Annotated in this window: 15 protein-coding genes; 6 read left to right on the forward strand and 9 right to left on the reverse strand. The window is 33.7% G+C overall.

What is annotated here, in order from left to right; genetic code table 11:
- Nucleotides 1-61: 61 nt before the first annotated feature.
- The gene (locus CDH49_RS03950; RefSeq protein WP_100614088.1) at nt 62-814 is read right to left on the reverse strand and encodes a uroporphyrinogen-III synthase; all 753 of its coding nucleotides are present in this window, start codon (nt 812-814) and stop codon (nt 62-64) included.
- A gap of 15 nt (nt 815-829) precedes the next feature.
- The gene (locus tag CDH49_RS03955) at nt 830-1,474 is read right to left on the reverse strand and encodes a DUF4271 domain-containing protein (RefSeq protein WP_100614089.1); all 645 of its coding nucleotides are present in this window, start codon (nt 1,472-1,474) and stop codon (nt 830-832) included.
- A gap of 119 nt (nt 1,475-1,593) precedes the next feature.
- Between CDH49_RS03955 and CDH49_RS03960 the strand changes: the two genes are divergently transcribed.
- Genes CDH49_RS03960 through CDH49_RS03970 form a run of 3 tightly spaced genes read left to right on the forward strand, consistent with a single transcriptional unit; the run spans nt 1,594 to nt 4,158 of the window.
- Nucleotides 1,594-2,319 (forward strand): polyprenol monophosphomannose synthase, encoded by a 726-nt coding sequence (locus CDH49_RS03960; RefSeq protein ID WP_100614090.1) that lies wholly within the window; start codon nt 1,594-1,596, stop codon nt 2,317-2,319.
- A 10-nt stretch (nt 2,320-2,329) separates the two neighbouring features.
- Entirely contained in the window at nt 2,330-3,670 is a 1,341-nt protein-coding gene (locus tag CDH49_RS03965) for a dihydroorotase (RefSeq protein WP_100614091.1), read from the forward strand.
- On the forward strand, nt 3,670-4,158 hold the full coding sequence (locus CDH49_RS03970; RefSeq protein ID WP_100614092.1) for a DUF4296 domain-containing protein: 489 nt from the start codon (nt 3,670-3,672) through the stop codon (nt 4,156-4,158). Before CDH49_RS03965 ends, CDH49_RS03970 begins: the two co-directional genes overlap by 1 nt.
- Here the strand turns inward: CDH49_RS03970 and CDH49_RS03975 are convergent.
- Nucleotides 4,130-5,131 (reverse strand): NAD-dependent epimerase/dehydratase family protein, encoded by a 1,002-nt coding sequence (locus CDH49_RS03975; protein WP_100614093.1) that lies wholly within the window; start codon nt 5,129-5,131, stop codon nt 4,130-4,132. The genes CDH49_RS03970 and CDH49_RS03975 overlap by 29 nt on opposite strands.
- Nucleotides 5,132-5,218: 87 nt before the next feature.
- Between CDH49_RS03975 and tyrS the strand changes: the two genes are divergently transcribed.
- Entirely contained in the window at nt 5,219-6,514 is a 1,296-nt protein-coding gene (gene tyrS / locus CDH49_RS03980) for a tyrosine--tRNA ligase (RefSeq protein ID WP_100614484.1), read from the forward strand.
- 159 nt (nt 6,515-6,673) lie between these two features.
- Here the strand turns inward: tyrS and CDH49_RS03985 are convergent, their stop codons facing one another.
- From CDH49_RS03985 to polA, 4 genes are all read right to left on the reverse strand, one after another.
- Entirely contained in the window at nt 6,674-7,654 is a 981-nt protein-coding gene (locus tag CDH49_RS03985; RefSeq protein ID WP_100614094.1) for a LuxE/PaaK family acyltransferase, read from the reverse strand.
- Nucleotides 7,655-7,848: 194 nt separating this feature from the next.
- Entirely contained in the window at nt 7,849-8,745 is an 897-nt protein-coding gene (locus CDH49_RS03990) for an alpha/beta hydrolase family protein (protein ID WP_100614095.1), read from the reverse strand.
- Between the two features lie 94 nt (nt 8,746-8,839).
- Nucleotides 8,840-9,685, reverse strand: a complete 846-nt coding sequence (locus CDH49_RS03995) for a hypothetical protein (RefSeq protein ID WP_100614096.1) — start codon at nt 9,683-9,685, stop codon at nt 8,840-8,842.
- Between the two features lie 15 nt (nt 9,686-9,700).
- A complete protein-coding gene (polA, locus tag CDH49_RS04000) occupies nt 9,701-12,553 on the reverse strand; it encodes a DNA polymerase I (RefSeq protein WP_100614097.1) in 2,853 nt (950 codons plus the stop codon).
- Nucleotides 12,554-12,740: 187 nt separating this feature from the next.
- Here polA and CDH49_RS04005 point away from each other — a divergent pair, with 187 nt between their 5' ends.
- The gene (locus CDH49_RS04005; RefSeq protein WP_100614098.1) at nt 12,741-13,976 is read left to right on the forward strand and encodes a metallophosphoesterase; all 1,236 of its coding nucleotides are present in this window, start codon (nt 12,741-12,743) and stop codon (nt 13,974-13,976) included.
- 149 nt (nt 13,977-14,125) lie between these two features.
- Entirely contained in the window at nt 14,126-14,422 is a 297-nt protein-coding gene (locus CDH49_RS04010) for a thioredoxin family protein (protein WP_100610177.1), read from the forward strand.
- Here the strand turns inward: CDH49_RS04010 and CDH49_RS04015 are convergent.
- Together CDH49_RS04015 and CDH49_RS04020 are read right to left on the reverse strand one after the other, a co-directional pair.
- The gene (locus CDH49_RS04015; RefSeq protein ID WP_100614099.1) at nt 14,419-15,072 is read right to left on the reverse strand and encodes a polysaccharide deacetylase family protein; all 654 of its coding nucleotides are present in this window, start codon (nt 15,070-15,072) and stop codon (nt 14,419-14,421) included. The two genes, CDH49_RS04010 and CDH49_RS04015, sit on opposite strands and share 4 nt — an antisense overlap.
- Nucleotides 15,073-15,085: 13 nt before the next feature.
- A complete protein-coding gene (locus CDH49_RS04020) occupies nt 15,086-18,511 on the reverse strand; it encodes a glycosyltransferase family 117 protein (RefSeq protein ID WP_100614100.1) in 3,426 nt (1,141 codons plus the stop codon).
- Nucleotides 18,512-18,600: the final 89 nt, after the last annotated feature.

Here is an 18,600-nt window from a genome sequence, read left to right on the forward strand (position 1 = left end):
ATAAAAAAAAGAGCGATTTCAAATAGAAATCGCTCTTTTTTTTATTGTTATCACAGGATGCCTACTTACTTCCTTTATTCGCTTTTTCAATATACTTTTCCAAAGCCATAGTCATGGATGGGGTGTCTGGCGTAGGTGCGGGAATATCAATTCTTAAACCTTTATCTTCAACAGCCTTGATGGTGGTAGATCCAAAGGCAGCTATGCGTGTTTCGTTTTGTTTGAAATCTGGGAAATTATGAAATAAAGAATCTATTCCCGATGGGCTAAAAAACACTAAAATATCATAATAAACATCAGCTAAATCAGTGAGGTCACTAATAACTGTTTTATAGAAAATAGCCTGTTTCCAATTAACGCCCAAAGCATTTAAAGTATCTGGAACTTCAGGTTTAACTTTATCAGTGTTTGGCAATAAAAATTTCTCATCCTTATATTTTTTTATAAGTGGAGACAATTCCGAAAAGGAACTTTTACCAACATATATCTTACGCTTTCTATACACCACGTATTTCTGTAAATAAAAGGCAACCGCTTCCGATTGGCAGAAATATTTTAAAGTATCAGGAATTTTAAAGCGCATTTCTTCAGCAACTCTAAAAAAATGGTCAACCGCATTACGGCTTGTTAATATAATCGCAGTATAATTATTTAAATCAACTTTTTGCTGTCTAACATCTTTAGCAGAAACACCCTCAACATGGATAAAAGGTCTAAAATCTATTTTTACTTTTTGTTTTTCCTGAAGATCGAAATATGGCGAATTCTCTATTTTCGGTTCTGGTTGAGATACCAAAATGGTTTTCACTTTCATGGGCGCAAGTAGTTTTTAAGCATTAAATACTTTGTATAAAATGATATAAGGTGCAATTTCAAGTGTGCAAAGATACAAAATAAAATAAAAGAAGTTTCGTTTTAGTAAACTTTGATGGGCTTTAAATGTTGTAATTACCCCAATTATATTAATAATTAACAATAAAATAATGATGGTGTAAAGAATTTTTAAAGTAGGACTGAAACTAAATAGCAGTAGTGCATTTATGGGTAATAGCAAGATGCCCATATAATTTTTGTAGGTTATTTTTTGAAAAAGATAATCATCTATTAGTTTGTCTATTTCAAAAAGGCTTGCAATTAAACGTTCCAAAAGGACTTTAATCAAAATAAAAACACCAATGCCTACCGTGAATTTAAACATGATATTAGTTGAAGGTTCCGTGTGTTTAATGGTTAAATCGTAAAGCAAGAAACCAAAAATTGAGGCTGAGAAGACTAAGTTAATAAAAAGAAAGGCATCAAATTTATCGAAAAACCTTTGCTCTTTTATATATATTTTTAGGTATTTAGAATTTCCTATAACGAGCATAAAATCGTCAAAACGCTTAGGTGAAATTAACTTAGCTATGGCAATAAAAACCAAGCCAATAACCATTAGAACGGTAAACAATTCGTATGAAGTAACCTCTCGAAGCATGCCATAAAATTATTATAATTATTCACACATTGTATATAATTATTAAGGAATATTTAAAAAAAAGAGTCTTATAAAAGATGTACATTTGCTAAAAAAGTAGGTTTTATTTACATTACTATATGCAGGACGCTATTGTCATCATTCCAACTTACAATGAAATTGAGAATATTGAAGCTATTATTAAAGCAGTTTTTTCGCAATCACATGATATTCATATACTTATAATTGATGATAATTCCCCAGATTTAACAGCCTACAAGGTCAAGGAACTTCAAAATGAGTTTCAAGGTAAACTATTTTTAATTTCAAGAAACGATAAACAAGGTCTGGGAACCGCCTATATTTATGGCTTTAAATGGTGTTTGGCTAGAACCTATAAATATATCTTTGAAATGGATGCCGATTTTTCTCATGATCCCAAAGATTTAATAAAATTATATGATGCCTGTGCTTTACATGACGCAGATATGTCTATTGGTTCCAGATATGTAACAGGCGTTAATGTTGTTAATTGGCCTATGGGTAGAGTGCTTATGTCTTATTTGGCATCCAAATATGTGAGGGTTATTACGGGAATGAAAATCAACGATACCACAGCAGGATTTGTATGTTATAAGCGAGAAACTTTAGAGGCTATAGATTTGAATAAAATCAAGTTTATCGGATATGCCTTTCAAATAGAGATGAAGTTTAAAACCTATCTTAAAAAATTTAAAATAATTGAAGTTCCTGTTATCTTTACCGACAGAACTAGAGGGGAATCCAAGTTGAGTAAGGGCATTATTTCTGAAGCTATTTTCGGGGTTATATCCATGAAACTCAGAAGTATTTTTAAAAAGTACTAAGACTATGAAGATGAAAACCATACTTATAAAAAATGCCCATATTGTTAATGAAGGAACAATACTAAAAGGCGATATTTTAATTGAAGGAGACTATATAAAGGAAATAAACGATTCCATAAGCGCCAAATCTGCCGATGTAATTGTTTTTGATGCAGAAGGTAAATATGTGTTACCGGGCGTCATAGACGACCAAGTACATTTTAGGGAGCCAGGGTTAACAAATAAAGCAACTATAGAAACAGAATCTAAAGCAGCCATAGCAGGGGGCATTACGTCTTTTATAGAAATGCCTAATACCAATCCTCAAACAACTACCTTAGAGGAATTAGAAAAAAAGTTTGAAATAGCCTCTAAAACATCTTCGGCAAACTATTCATTCATGTTTGGTGGCACCAACGATAATTTGGATGAAATTTTAAAAGTGGACCCCAAAAAGGTCGCGGCGTTAAAATTGTTTTTGGGCTCATCAACAGGAAATATGTTGGTAGACGACCCTACGGTTTTGGAGAACATTTTTTCAAAAACCAAATTGCTAATTGCTGTACATTGTGAGGATGAAGCGACCATAAAAGCAAATTTTGAAATTTATAAAGAGAAGTTTGGTGATGATATTCCTATAAAGTACCATCCAGAAATAAGAAGTGCAGAAGCTTGCTATCTATCATCATCAAAAGCTATTGAATTAGCAAAAAAAACAGGCGCTAGATTGCATGTTTTTCATTTGTCAACTGGCATCGAAACCGATTTATTCAACAATAAAGTACCGTTAAAAGACAAGAAGATTACGGCTGAGGTTTGCATTCATCATTTATGGTTTACTGATAAGGATTATGACACCAAAGGCACGTTTATAAAGTGGAATCCAGCTGTTAAAACCGAAGACGATAGAGAACAATTGTGGGAAGCTTTACTAGATGATAGAATTGACGTGATTGCAACAGACCATGCGCCACATACTATGGAGGAGAAGAAAAACGTTTACAGTAAAGCACCTTCTGGTGGACCATTGGTTCAACATGCGCTTCCTGCCATGTTAGAAATGTATCATAAAGAAAAAATTTCTCTTGAAAAGGTGGTGGAAAAAATGTGCCATAATCCAGCTATATTATTTCAAATTGAGAAAAGAGGATTTATTAAAGAAGGCTATTTTGCAGATTTGGTTGTGGTAGATTTGAATAATCCTTGGACGGTTAAAAAAGATAACATTTTGTACAAATGTGGTTGGTCTCCATTTGAAGGGACTACGTTTAAATCTAGAATTACACAAACGTTTATAAACGGAAGTTTGGTTTATAATAATTCTAAATTTAGTGATGTAAAAGCAGCCAAACGATTAACTTTTAATAGATAATGTTGAAAAAATTTATTCCATATACTATTGTTTTATTGTTTGTGGTTTCTTGCTATAAATTTAAAGAACCTGAAAAGCCTAAGAACTTAATTTCTAAGGCAGATATGGTTAATATTTTAATAGATTTAAAGCTCATAGCATCTGTAACAGCAGGAGATGATATAAAAGTTTTGGATAGCAGTAATATTCAATCAGAAAAGTATATTTACAAAAAGTATAACATAGATAGTACACAGTTTGCCTTAAGTAATAATTATTATGCCTTTCATCTTAAAGATTATGAAGAAATCTATACTAAAGTAAAAGATAGTTTAGAAGCTCTTAGTAGTTTTTATGAAGCTTTAGAGTTAAAGGAATTAGAAGAACAAAGAAAAAATGATTCCTTAAAATTGTTAGTAAATAAGGATTCCATTAAAGATATTAGTACAAAAGATGATATAGAAGGAGGGTTGATTACGCCTATTTCGCATATAGATTCCCAACCCTAAAAAGAGTTTGATCTATAGATTCGAACTCAAAATTCAAAGCAGATTTTATTTTATCGCTACTATAATACGTTTCCGAAGATAAAGAGTTGCATAATTGCTTGGTTAATTTTCTTGGCTTACCGGTTAGAGAATATTTTAACCAATCTAATCTCCACATAATTTGTAAAAGCCATGCCGGGGCTAATTTTTTTGGCGGAGTTTTGTTTACTGATGTTGCTAACATCTGTAAAAACCTTTTGAAAGTCCAATTTTCTGCTACTAACACAAACCGTTCGTTTTTGATATTGCTTTTTAAAAGCGCGATCATAATTAAAACGACATCTTCAACAGACACTAAAGCAACAGTTCCTTTAGAGTAATATTTAATGCCTTTGTCGGCTTTTTTAAATAAACGTCCACTTCCGGCATTCCAAATTCCAGCACCCAAAATAACACCCGGATTTACAATAACAGCATCCAATCCTTCTTGTGTGGCCCGCCAAACTTCCATTTCGGCGCCATACTTGGTGATGGCGTATACATTGTTATCGGACTCGGGATTCCAAATGGTTTCTTCAGTAATGGGTTCTTTACTCAGCGTGTGTCCTAATGTTGCAATAGAACTAACATAACACAATTTTTTAATGTTATATGAAATACAAAAGTTCACAATATTGGCTGTGCCTTCGATATTAACCTTTCTTAAAGCATGGTATTTATTGGGTTCAAAAGACACCAAAGCAGCACAGTGATACACATAAGTAACACCTTTAAAAGCTTCGGTTAAAGAAGGAACATCTAAGATGTCAGCTTTAACCCATTCAATAGATTCAAAAAGAATTTTATAGTCTTCGGTATAACATGAAAACACATTTTTCACATGCTCAAGTTTTTGCTCATCCCTAAAGATAGCCCTTACTTTTTCCTTGGTGCTTACAAGCTTATAAAGTAAATGCGAACCAACTAAACCAGTACCTCCTGTTACTAAAATCATGCAACTAAATTAAAGAATTATTCATAATACATGAGTAATTATGCATTGATTTTTATCTTTGCCCAAGTTTACTAAAACATGGAATTAATGATTAAGAATTTTGTTAAAGAATTAACATGGAGAGGCATGATACAAGATAGTATGCCAGGAGCTGAGGAACATTTATTAGAAGCCATGCGTTCTGCGTATGTTGGGATAGATCCTACAGCCGATTCGTTGCATATTGGGCACTTGGTAGGCGTTATGGGTCTTAAGCATTTTCAATTGTCAGGTCATAAACCTATAGCGTTAGTAGGTGGAGCAACAGGTATGATAGGGGATCCTTCCGGAAAATCGAATGAACGTAATTTGCTTAACGAAGAAACACTTATACATAATCAAAATGCTATAAAAGAACAATTGTCACGTTTTCTGGATTTTGATAGTGAAGCTAAAAATGCTGCGGTTATGGTGAATAATTACGATTGGATGAAAAGTTTTTCATTTCTTGAATTTATTCGCGATGTGGGTAAACATATTACGGTAAATTATATGATGGCTAAAGATTCGGTAAAAAAACGTTTGTCATCTGATTCATCAGTGGGGATGAGCTTTACAGAGTTTACCTATCAATTGGTGCAAGGTTACGATTTTTTACACTTATATCGCGATAAACAATGCACACTTCAAATGGGTGGTAGTGACCAATGGGGGAATATCACCACGGGAACTGAATTAATTAGACGTATAGATGGAGGAAAAGGATTTGCCTTAACTTGGCCTTTAATAACCAAAGCCGATGGTACCAAATTCGGAAAAACCGAAGGTGGTAATATTTGGTTGGATGCCAATAGAACATCGCCTTATAAATTTTACCAATATTGGTTGAATACCAGTGATATTGATGCTGAAAAATATATTAAAATATTCACTTTTTTGTCGGAATCTGAAATTAATGCTTTAATAAAGGAACATCAAGAAGCCCCACATTTAAGGGTGTTGCAAAAACGTCTCGCAGAAGAAATTACCATGATGGTACATTCTAAAGATGATTTAGAAAATGCCATAAAAGCCAGCGATATCCTGTTTGGAAATTCAACAAGTAATGATTTAAAACAACTTAACGAGCAAACCTTTTTAGATGTATTTGATGGCGTTCCACAAACTGAAATTTCAAAATCAGACATAGAAAACGGTTTGGATATCATCGCTGCTTTAGCTGAAAAAGGGGGATTTTTAAAATCTAATGGAGAAGCCAGAAGAGCGCTAAAGGAGAATTCAATTTCTGTGAATAAAGAAAAAGTAGCTGAAGATTATACCATCACTTCAAAAGATTTGATAAACAATAAGTTTGTATTGCTTCAACGTGGTAAGAAAAACTATTTTGTACTGTGTTTAAAATAAAAAAAACCTGATGGGGAACATCAGGTTTTTTCAACTAACCAACCAAACTAAACTATAAATTAAGAAAATCTTTCTTTTTCATAGCTCTAGTTCTGTCGATAGATTTTTGTAAAACTTACATATGGACTAATTTATTTTTGATTAATATGTTGATTGATATTAAATCACCATAAGATTACAACCGCGGATATCCGAATCATCAAAGCGTCCAATAACTTCAAATGAACCATCTTTATAAACTTTTCCTAAATCTTGCGTAGCAATAAAGGAACAAGAGTTGATATTTGCCAAATCAATAATGTTAATGCCTCCCGTTTTTTCAATAGGTAGAATACTCAAAGCATCTTCGGTATCTCTAGTTAATAGGCGCATCCATTTTGGACAATGAAAAACACCGTTTCCTTTCGAATATGCTTGACTCAATAATTCCGTCATGCCATATTCACTATGGATGGTTTCAACGCCAAAGCCTGCTTTCAATTTTTTGTGAAGTTCGTCTCTTATCAGTTCTTTTCGTCTGCCTTTCATGCCGCCAGTTTCCATAATAATGGTATTTTTTAAATGGAATTGAAAGGTTTCAACCAAATCCAATAAAGCGAAAGACACGCCAATAAGAAGCACTTTTCGTCCTTGAGAATCTAAACCTGTCAAGGTGTCTTTTAGTTCCGAAATATTATTGAGATAGAATCCACTTTCTTTATACTTAGACTGAGAAATCATGTCTTCAACCATATAAATTAAGGAAGAACCTTCACGCTCTAAATAAGAAGGTAATATTGCCAAAATAGTATAATCTTGAATGTTTCCATAGAACGATTCAAATCCTTTGGAAAAACTTGTTTTATAGATATCTAAATCGGTTACATGATGCTTGCTGGTTATACTTCCAGTAGTTCCAGAACTTGTAAAAGTGGCTTCAACAGGATTATTAGAACTAACAACATTATGTGTTTTAAAAAACTGAATGGGCAGAAATGGAATTTGGTGTATGTTTTTTACATCACTATAATGAATATATAGCAAGTCGCAAAAAGAGCGATATACTCTATTGTTTTCAAACTGAAATTTGAAAATCTTCAGTGCTAAATCTTCAAATTCTACTTGGCTACTTATATTAAAAATGGATGTATGGTCTATCATATATTTTATTAGAACAAAAATACGAGTAGTCCTAAAATAAATTTGACAGTTTTTAATAAAATTAAAAAAACCAGGAAATTTAATCTCTCTGGTTTTTTTATATAGTATTAAAAGTTAGTCTTCACACAAGACTTAAAACAGTCATTTTTCGAATTTAAGATTCACTAAATGAACTTTTAATATTCAAAATCTTGTTATGGCATATTCTTTTTATCGACTTTCCAAATAGGGGAATTAGACAAGCCACTAGGCTGCCCTTTGAACATTTTCGCAGCTTCTTCGTCCCCTTTTAATTGCCATTGGTACCAAGCAGTGGCAACTTTAGAAAATTCGCCACCATGTGGTTTGCTATAAGTTCCGCCATGTCCTACGTCCATATTAGCAACAAATACAGGCACGTGGTCAATACGTTTAAAATCGTCCATACCATTATTATAAGCAATGTCCGTTTCGCCACCCAAAACATAAAGGGTAGGTGTATGCAGTTTTTTTAAATCGTCTTTTATAAGTGGTGGCATACCTGGCATACCACCACTTGCACCTAAAATGCCACTATTATAAATTACCGCTGTGGTCACTCTTGGGTCTGGAGCCATTTCCAAAGTTTGCAGACCACCACAAGACATACCACTAACCGCTATTTTAGTGATATCAATTTTATTGAAATAAGGGCTGGAGTTATCACTATTTTGAGCAATCGCCCAATCAACCGCATCTATAAGTTGTTTGGATTCAGAACGGCCGCTACCACGCTCTCCTTCTTGTGGCATAGGGCCAATGGCAATCACTAAAAAACCATAGGATGAAACTTCCGAAAGAAAATTGATATGTTCCCAAGGCGAATTTGCACAGGCACCATTGCCCCAAGCAATAATGGGCAGTTTGTTGGTGTCGCCAATCTTACTAAGATCTTGTGGTCTAAAAACGGTATGCGTAGGCAATGTTTTTTCTGAAATCATAATAGCACTAAAAGGGCCGGTGCCACCATCTTCAACAATTCTAGAAGTTTGGTTGTTTTGTGCAAAAACAGAATGAATAGGATTTAATGAAACAACACTAAGAAAAGCTAATAAAGCATAAATTTTTTTCATAATAGTTAATTTAAAAGCAAAACAATTTAATTGGTTTAGTAGCACCTAATGTAAGTATTATTGTGCATATTTTCAACCATAATCCATTAAGATTTTAAATGGAATAAAGATTAAAAAATTGTTCAGCATCTTTAATATCCTGTACTCCCAAAATCCAACAAACTTCCGATAGATCGGAGAAATCCAAACCACCCGCCGCGATGGCTTCATTAAGGTAACGCCCTTCTTTTCCGTTATATTCGTTTGATATATCTATGGCCATCTGCCAAATTTCGATTAACTTTGGGTTCTTCATTTTATCTTTCCAATGGGTATAATCAGCAGATCGGAATCCAGGAGTTCCATTGCCAACTGAATTCCCGTCAGGAATTTTATGATAATCAGCATGATTTTTTACAAATTCTAAGTTTTCGGGAGCGGCAGATTGTTCATTCCATTCACTATGTTGAACGACATGAATGCGTTCAGAAATTATTATTTTAGGTAAATCCGCTTGTATTGCTTTAATGAGTTCAGCAGTAAAATCGGACTGTCCTGCTTCAGCAATCCAAATATCACCTTGGTTTTCAAGGGTTGCTTTTATTTTAGCTTTTACTTGTTGAACAGCTGGTTTTAAATTTTCATGAGCATCTGTCCAATTATCTCCGAATGCCAGATTAAACAAAGTATTGGGTGGGACATAAAGGCCCTCTTGAATACCATAAGTACCAGCGACTGCATGAAAATTTATTTTTGAAAAATTTGGGTGAGACAAAATGGTCATTAAAGCTGCAACAGTATGTAGGTCGTCTACATCAGTTTTACAATCAAATTGGACTAATAACAGGTCTTTTTCTATATTGAATTTAATTGCCTGTGAAGGCTTCGTGTTTGTTGCATGGCTTTCAAACAACATGGAAAAAGTTGCTATCACAAGTAAAATAAATTTTTTTGATTTCATTTTAATATTTTTAGTTTAATGTGCTTCCAACCAATCATTTCCAACACCCAAATCTACATCAAGTGGAACGTCCAGTTTATAGGCGTTTTCCATTTCGGTTTTTACAAGAATTTTAATGTTTTCCAATTCAGGTTTAAAAACATCAAAAACCAATTCGTCATGTACTTGCAAAAGCATTTTTGTTTTGTAGTTACCAGCTTCTAGCTTATCGTATATATTTATCATGGCTATTTTAATAATATCGGCAGCACTACCTTGTATGGGTGCGTTAACCGCATTTCGCTCAGCCGCTCCTCTAACAACCGCGTTTCTAGAATTAATGTCTTTTAAATAACGGCGTCGACCCAAAACCGTTTGCACATAGCCATTATCACGAGCAAAATCAATTTGTTCACCTATAAAACTTCTTAGTTTTGGGTAGGTAGCATAATAGGTATCAATAAGTTCTTTAGCTTCACTGCGCGATAAATTGGTTTGATTGCTTAAGCCAAAAGCCGAAACACCATATATAATACCAAAATTCACGGTTTTGGCATTGCTTCGTTGTTCTCGGGTCACGTCGTTTAAAGGCACATTAAATACTTTTGATGCGGTTGAGGCATGAATATCTTCACCCTTTTTAAATGCATTAATCATGGTTTCTTCTTTGCTTAATGCTGCGATGATACGGAGTTCTATCTGACTATAATCGGCTGATAGTAAAACATACTCTTCGTTTCTTGGAATAAATGCTTTTCTCACTTCCCTGCCACGTTCCGTGCGAATGGGAATGTTTTGAAGATTCGGATTGTTACTACTTAAACGCCCAGTTGCAGCAACGGTTTGCATATAATCGGTGTGTACTCTACCCGTGATTTTTAATACCTGATTGGGCAAGGCATCCACATAAGTGCTTTTTAATTTTGATAAGCCTCTGTAATCTAAAATATGTTGAATGATTTCATGATCTTTAGCCAAATAACTCAATATATCTTCGGAAGTGGCGTATTGTCCTGTCTTGGTTTTTTTGGGTTTGTCAATCAACTTCATTTTATCAAACAAAATTTCGCCCAATTGTTTTGGTGAAGCGATGTTAAAGGTTTCTCCCGCGTCTTTATAGATGTTTTGTTCTAATGTTTTGATGTCGTTATCTAATTTGACAGATAATGATTTTAAAAAGTTTTCATCTAAATTGATTCCCTCCAATTCCATAGCGGCTAAAACTCTTAATAGCGGAATTTCAATGTCGTCGAATAAGGTTTGGGTATTGGCTTCGCCCAATTCCTTTTCAAAATGTTCTTTAAGTTGAAGGGTGATATCGGCATCTTCAACAGCGTATTCCGTTTGTTTTTCAAGCGGAACGTCTCTCATGGAGAGTTGGTTTTTGCCAGTTTTTCCAATCAGTTCGGTGATGGAAATGGGCGTATAGTTCAAATAGGTTTCTGCCAAAACATCCATATTATGGCGCATATCGGGGTTGATAAGGTAATGTGCCAACATGGTATCAAACAATTTCCCTTTTACTTTGATGTTGTATTTATGAAGTACTTTGATGTCGTACTTTAAATTCTGACCGATTTTTTGAATAGATTCATCTTCAAAAAACGGCCGCAATTGTTCAATAAGCTCTTGTGCTTCCTGTTGATTTTCTGGAAATGGCAAATAAAACCCTTTACCTGTTTCCCAAGAAAAGGCAATGCCCACCAATTCGGCAATAATGGGATCAATGTTTGTGGTTTCCGTATCAAAACAAACACTTTTTTGACTTAATAAATTTTTTATAAAAAGTTTGGTTCCCATTCCCGAAGCGACACTTTGGTAAAAATGGGATGTTGTCGTAGCGGTGTTTCTTGAGCTATAATTTGTTATAACTTCTTCGTCTCCATCACCGCCAAATAATGAGAATTGACCAGCACCAGCATTACTTTTTTGTTGCTTTATTTCTTTTGGTTTTTCTTCCGAAGACGTTTCAGTATTTTGGTTGTCTAATGAAGATTCTTGGGTTTCAACAGAAAATGTTTTTACAAAATTGGCTAATAATTGTCGGAATTCTAATTCTTCAAATATTTCAGTTACTTTTTGAATATCGGGTTGGTCCAGTTCAAAATCCTTCGCATTAAAATCAACAGGAACATCCAACATGATAGTCGCTAGTTTTTTTGATAATATCCCCAATTCTTTGGCATTTTCTATGTTTTCCCTCATTTTTCCTTTTAGCTCATGTGTATTTGCCAAAAGGTTTTCCATACTACCGTATTCTGCTAATAGTTTTTTTGCCGTTTTTTCTCCAATACCGGGTAATCCAGGGATGTTATCGCTAGAGTCACCCATCATTCCCAAAAAGTCAATAACCTGTAAAGGGTGTGTGACCTCAAATTTTTTCTTCACTTCTTCAATGCCCCAAGTTTCGTACCCACCACCAAAAACAGGGCGATACATGAAAATATTTTCAGAAACCAATTGCGCAAAGTCTTTATCGGGCGTTACCATAAAGATTTTATAACCTTCTTTTTCGGCTTGTTTAGAAAGGGTTCCAATAACATCATCAGCTTCATAACCGTCTTTCACCATAATAGGAATATGCATGGCTTTTAAAATCTCACAGATATAGGGAATGGCAATTTTAATAGCTTCTGGCGTCACATCTCTATTGGCTTTATAGGCTTCAAACATTTCCACGCGATCCACACTGCCGCCTTTATCAAAACAAACAGCTAAATGGTCTGGTCTTTCTCTTTTTATAACATCTAAAAGGGAGTTCATAAAGCCCATAATGGCTGAGGTGTCCGTGCCTTTAGAATTGATTCTGGGGTTTTTAATAAATGCATAATAGCCACGAAAAATGAGGGCATAGGCATCAACTAGGAAAAGACGTTTTTGATTTGACATTGGTTTTTTTTGATAGAAAATCAAAACTACAAAAAGTTATCTTTAAAACGTAAATTAATGAGTAAGCTATTTTTTGTACATTTTAGCATCAAGTGCGTAAGGGTTAAAATCTTAACTAATAGTTAAATAAAAATTTACTTATTGTCTATTCATTTAGAATACCATTATCTTTGAAAAAAATAAATTTATGCTTCGTTGGACTATCTTTCTAATTGTTTTTGGAATTTTAGATTTTTATGCTTTTCAGGCATTAAAAACGGTTGTTAAGAACAATTGGTTTTTAGCTTTATATTGGGTTATTACCTTTTTGGTTGTAGGGAACTTTGTTTACAGTTATTATGGTTTTAGTAGAAGTAATGGGTTTTCTCATGCTAATGCATACGCTATCGGGTTTCTTATAGCCATTATAGTTCCTAAAATGGTTTTACTACTATTTATGTTTGGAGAAGATATATTTAGGATACCACAGGCCATTTATAGATATTTTACCGAAGGCAATTCAGCTAAAGGCGATTATTTTCCTGCAAGGCGACAGTTTATAAGCAAAATAGCCTTAGGCTTGGCAGCAATCCCTTTTGCATCTGTTATTTATGGAATTTATAAAGGGCGTTATAATTATAAAGTTCTAAAATATACATTACACTTTGAAGATTTGCCAAAAGCATTTGATGGTTATAAAATTACTCAAATAAGCGATATTCATTCAGGTAGTTTCGATAATGTAGAGAAAGTACGTTATGCTGTTAACCTAATAAACGAGCAAGAAAGCGATGTGATATTATTTACGGGAGATATGGTAAATAATAAGGCTGAAGAAATGCATCCTTATATGGACATTTTTGGAGAGCTTAAAGCTAAAGACGGAAAATTTTCGGTATTAGGAAACCATGATTATGGAGATTATGTGTCTTGGGAATCAGATAATGCAAAACACAAAAATTTAGAGGATTTAAAAACAATTCAAGAACAATTAGGGTTTGATTTGCTACTTAATGAGAGTAGATATCTTGAAAAAGACGGTGATAGAATTGCGTTACTTGGAGTTGAAAACTGGGGTGCTGGAGGATTTAAAAAGGCCGGAGATTTGAAAAAAGCCTCAACGCATATTGATGAAAAAGATTTTAAGATATTATTGAGTCACGACCCATCGCATTGGGAAAATGAAGTCATTCAAGACCCCTATCATTATCATTTAACATTAAGTGGCCATACCCATGGTATGCAATTTGGGATTGAAATTCCTGGCTGGATTAAATGGAGCCCTTCTAAATGGCGCTATAAATATTGGGCAGGTATTTATAAAGAAATGGGGCAATACATTAATGTAAATAGAGGTTTTGGATATTTGGCTTTTCCAGGGCGTGTAGGTATTTGGCCAGAAATTACGGTGATTGAACTTAAAAAGGGTACTAGTGTATCTTAATTGCCTTAGAAATTACCGTACATATAAAGAATTTATGTATTTTTATGTTAATCCATTGAGAAATGTATTTTTGAATACTTGCAATTATTTGTAATATGAAAAAAATATGTAGGTTTGTATAAGTGTATTTGACTAATAAACAATAAAGTATGTCAAAATTTGGGGAACTTATTGATGTTGATATTCCTGTTTTGTTAGATTTTTTTACAGAATGGAATGAACAGTCTACAGCTATGCACGCTGTGCTAAGAGATGTTGCCGCGGCTTTAGGAGATAAAGCTAAGGTTATTAAAATTGATGTTGAAAAGAATGAAGAATTAGCTGAAGCGCTCCGTGTAAAAGGATTGCCAACATTAATCATCTACAAAAATGGTGAAATGAAATGGCGACAAAGTGGAGAGCAAGATGCCAATACACTTATAGGCATCATTCAGCAATATATTTAAAAAATTAAAGGGTTAAAATTATAACCTTTTTCACTAAAGTGTTTTAATACTTTAGGCAATATGTATTGCATATTTTTTGATGCTTTTATACTATCATGAAAAACAATAATACTTCCATTAGTAGATTTTGCTGTAACATTATTTAAGCAGGTTTCCATAGTTACAGTCTTATCCCAATCAAAAGATATGACATCCCACATGATTATTTTATATCCTAGTTTCATCAATTCTTTTCCTTGTTTAGGCGTTATTTGGCCATAAGGCGGACGAAAGAGATTCATGTTTGAAGACGAAAAATCCATCATTTGAGAACTAATTATGCTTTGCGTTTTATCAATCTCAAATAAATAATCCTTAGTTTTTGTTTTCCAACCTTTTACATGATTATAGGTGTGATTTCCAATAGCATGACCATCATTTAAAATATTTTGAAAGATGTCCCGGTGCGTTTCAATATTTTTTCCTATACAAAAAAAAGTCGCTTTTGCATTGAAGGATTTTAAAGTGTTTAGTACCCAATTTGTAATTTCGGGTGTTGGGCCATCATCAAAGGTAAGATAGAGGGTTTTGTCATCAGTTGGGATGTCCCAAACATAGTTTGGGAACATCTTTTTCGCAACTAATGGTGTTTTAATGGGTGTTAAGGTCATAACCTTAAAAAAACTATTCGTTAACGGGTTCTATACTTTCAGAACTGTCAATTAGGATATCTATATCTTGTGGTTGTTCATCAGTATCTGACTCTTCTTCACCATAAAAATGCTTGAATAAATTTAAATTATTATTAAAAATATCACTTTCCTTTTCAGCAAATTCAGGATCGTATTTAATTAAAACATCCACTAAACCTTTATAACGCTGAATGTCGGTATAAATCTCTTCAAATAGTTTTTCTTGATTTTTTACTTTTAAGCTGCTGTAGTATTTTAAGTTTTCTTGATATTTTCTAGCGACTTGTTTGAATAGTTTTTGAGCTTTTTCTTTATTTCCTATTTCATAATAAGCACTAATATAAGGTTCTAAAAGTGTGTAATATCCAAAATAATCAACAGGCATGTTAGTCATAGCTATGTCTGCTATTTCTTCAGCTTTATCTAGTTTATTCTCATTTATGAGCTGTTCAATTAGCCTAGCCAAATTACCTCTATAAGAGATGGAATTTTTACGGGTTTCTGGGTCGTGGTAAATATCACCACCACTATTTCCCCAATCCCATTTTTTAACTTTGCTGTACATTAGGTCACTATCAACACGTCCCATATCGAAAGGATTGGCTTCATTAACAGGCGTTTTAATAGGGACTAGTTTATAACACATCCCATCTAATTGTAAATAATCTTTCATCCAGATATAGTCATCATCACCAAAGCTACCACCTGTAAAATAAATAGGTCGTTTCCAATCGTTATTGGCAACAATATCCAGCATGAGCAATCTGTTTTTTAATAAAGCACCGGTTGTTAGATGAATATCAATATAAGGCACTATTTTGTCGGCATCTTTAGGCTTTACAATCCCATATTTTAAAGCATTTTCTTTATTTACGGGAATCCTCAAATATTCCGTTGGGACATAATTGGCGTTTAAATCTTGACTTCTAAATTGTTTTAAATCTGACGCATCATAACCTTTTTGTTCAAGTACAAACCTATATTTTGTTTTAGGGTTATTACTTTGTACAATATCCAATAATTGTTTTACCTGTAATGTGTCACTGATCATATTTTCAATCTGAAGAAATTCATTAGTCCCAAATTTATAATCGTTATGAGTGAGTTGGGAAGGAATGGGGTCGCTTTCATATGCTTTTCGCTTCATTTGGTCTATATACCAATCGGTTTGGAACAAACTGGTATTAATAATACGAACATCCGTTCTATAGCCTTCGATTTCCTGGGCGTACCAAAGCGCAAATGTGTCATTATCACCAATGGTGAATAAAATACCATTTTCTGCACACGAGTCCAAATACATTTTAGCCATGGAATTAGCCGTGTATTTATCAGATCTATCATGATCATCCCAATTTTCAGAGGCTAAAATACCGGGCACTAAAACTAAGCAGACAGCTGTAACTAATGGAGCAGTTATATTGGAGGGCACATATTTTTTCAAGGCTTCATACAAGGCATATACACCAAAACCAATCCAAAGCGCAAACACATAAAAAGATCCAACTACGGAATAATCACGTTCCCTCGGTTCAAAAGGGCGTACATTGGTATAAAACTGAATGGCTATTCCCGTAAAGAGGAAAAATACTAGCATAACCCAGAACAGCTTTTTGTCTTTGTTGAACAAAAAGAAAAAACCAATTAAACCCAGAATAAAAGGCAATAAGTAATAGGTATTTCTGCCTTTATTATTTTTAACATCACTTGGTAAGTTGTCTTGAGACAAGCCTAAAAGCCATTCGTCAACCACTTTAATCCCAGTAATCCAATTGCCATGATTGTCATACCTACCTTGTATGTCATCTTGTTTTCCTGAAAAATTCCACATAAAGTAACGCCAGTACATATACCCCAGCTGGTATTGAAACATGTAGATTATATTCGAAAATAAAGAGGGTTTTTCAACATTAATGTTGTTTTTTTCCTTTTTCAAAAAGTTATTATAATCTTCATAATCAACATTGCCTTTAGCTACCTCATTTTTAAAATTACTTATTTTTGTTTTATAGCTTGTTACTTGGTTTAATGCATACGTTGTTGCTTGTTCTTCAGAAGCTCCGGCATTCATGGCATTTCTATAAAAATCATTTTGTAAACTTGGTTTAACATTGAAATCTAGGAAACCTGAAAACATCATATAGTTGTCGGCATGCTCTGGACTCCACATTCTTGGGAGTATAGCAGCATGTTTGGAATTGAAATTTTGTTTGGCATTTTTGTAATCGTTTACAATCACATATTTACCTAGGGCTTCATCCTTCTCGTATTTTGGTTTTTCATCTGAATACGGATTGCTGTCATCTAGATAAGCATATTGGTCCGTAAACAAAGGGCCATAAAACAAATGGGTTTCTGGGTATTGTTCTAAATTATAATAGGCTAATAATTCTCTAGCGCTGGACGGATCATTTTCATTAACAACAACATTGGCATTCGCCCGAATAGGAAGCATCAACCATGTTGAAAACCCAATAATGATAAAGGTTAAACATAAAATACCAGTATTTAAATTTTTGTAATTTTTCTCTTTGGTGTATTTTAATCCGTAATAAATGATGACAACCAATAAGATGCCCGCTATTATAGAGCCTGAATTAAAAGGAAGTCCAATACTATTTACAAAAAATATTTCAAGGGCACTAAAGATTTTAAGAATGTTGGGTGCCAATAATTTAAAGATGAATAGTAGGATTGCCACCGAAACCAAATTGGCAATAATGAAATTTTTTATGGTAACCGTTTTGTAGTTTTTGAAATAATACACCAGACCAATAGCAGGAATGGTCAATAATCCCATAAAATGCACCCCAAAAGAGAGTCCGATAATAAATGAAATTAAAATAAGCCATTTGCTGGCTCTAGGCTTATCCATATCTTCTTCCCAACGAAGTCCAAGCCAAAACAATGCGGCCATGATTAGGGTTGCCATGGCGTAAACCTCAGTTTCAACAGCATTAAACCAAAAAGAATCCGTGAATGTAAATGCTAAACTCCCTACTAAACCACTTCCTAAAATAGCGATGTATTGTTGTTTGGTTAAAGAAATTTCAGTTGAATCATTATCAATATTTTCTTTATTAGAATTTGAATAAATAACCAATTTTTTAAGAAGTATGGTAATGGTCCAAAACATGAACAGAATAGTAAAAGCACTAGACACAGCACTCATCATATTCATCATCCAGCCAATTTGCGAAGGTTCTAAGGCAAAAATAGAGAAAAAGGCTCCCAGCATTTGAAATAAAGGTGCTCCAGGTGGATGGCCAACTTGTAATTTTGATGCCGTTAAAATATACTCACCAGCATCCCAATAGCTTACGGTAGGCTCAACAGTTAAGCTGTACGTTATTAATGCTATTAAAAAAGCGAACCAGCCTGTTATGGTGTTCCATTTTTTAAAGTTAAATTGTGTCATGAAGATGTTTGTTTTTTACTACGGCGAATTTAGTAATAAATATGCAATCGCATAATGCTTTTAAGTAAACGTTAAGTATTCGAGATTAT

This window comes from Confluentibacter citreus (genome assembly GCF_002807055.1).
Taxonomy (GTDB): Bacteria; Bacteroidota; Bacteroidia; order Flavobacteriales; family Flavobacteriaceae; genus Confluentibacter; species Confluentibacter citreus.

What these genes read in the sequence shown, in the direction of transcription:
- polA (WP_100614097.1), bottom strand. Translation starts at nt 12,553, where the DNA reads ATGTCAAATCAAAAACGTCTTTTCCTAGTTGATGCCTATGCCCTCATT.
- CDH49_RS03970 (WP_100614092.1), top strand. Translation starts at nt 3,670, where the DNA reads ATGTTGAAAAAATTTATTCCATATACTATTGTTTTATTGTTTGTGGTT.
- CDH49_RS04015 (WP_100614099.1), bottom strand. Translation starts at nt 15,072, where the DNA reads ATGACCTTAACACCCATTAAAACACCATTAGTTGCGAAAAAGATGTTC.
- CDH49_RS03955 (WP_100614089.1), bottom strand. Translation starts at nt 1,474, where the DNA reads ATGCTTCGAGAGGTTACTTCATACGAATTGTTTACCGTTCTAATGGTT.
- CDH49_RS03960 (WP_100614090.1), top strand. Translation starts at nt 1,594, where the DNA reads ATGCAGGACGCTATTGTCATCATTCCAACTTACAATGAAATTGAGAAT.
- CDH49_RS04010 (WP_100610177.1), top strand. Translation starts at nt 14,126, where the DNA reads ATGTCAAAATTTGGGGAACTTATTGATGTTGATATTCCTGTTTTGTTA.
- CDH49_RS04005 (WP_100614098.1), top strand. Translation starts at nt 12,741, where the DNA reads ATGCTTCGTTGGACTATCTTTCTAATTGTTTTTGGAATTTTAGATTTT.
- CDH49_RS03990 (WP_100614095.1), bottom strand. Translation starts at nt 8,745, where the DNA reads ATGAAAAAAATTTATGCTTTATTAGCTTTTCTTAGTGTTGTTTCATTA.
- CDH49_RS04020 (WP_100614100.1), bottom strand. Translation starts at nt 18,511, where the DNA reads ATGACACAATTTAACTTTAAAAAATGGAACACCATAACAGGCTGGTTC.
- CDH49_RS03950 (WP_100614088.1), bottom strand. Translation starts at nt 814, where the DNA reads ATGAAAGTGAAAACCATTTTGGTATCTCAACCAGAACCGAAAATAGAG.
- CDH49_RS03975 (WP_100614093.1), bottom strand. Translation starts at nt 5,131, where the DNA reads ATGATTTTAGTAACAGGAGGTACTGGTTTAGTTGGTTCGCATTTACTT.
- CDH49_RS03965 (WP_100614091.1), top strand. Translation starts at nt 2,330, where the DNA reads ATGAAAACCATACTTATAAAAAATGCCCATATTGTTAATGAAGGAACA.
- CDH49_RS03985 (WP_100614094.1), bottom strand. Translation starts at nt 7,654, where the DNA reads ATGATAGACCATACATCCATTTTTAATATAAGTAGCCAAGTAGAATTT.
- tyrS (WP_100614484.1), top strand. Translation starts at nt 5,219, where the DNA reads ATGATTAAGAATTTTGTTAAAGAATTAACATGGAGAGGCATGATACAA.
- CDH49_RS03995 (WP_100614096.1), bottom strand. Translation starts at nt 9,685, where the DNA reads ATGAAATCAAAAAAATTTATTTTACTTGTGATAGCAACTTTTTCCATG.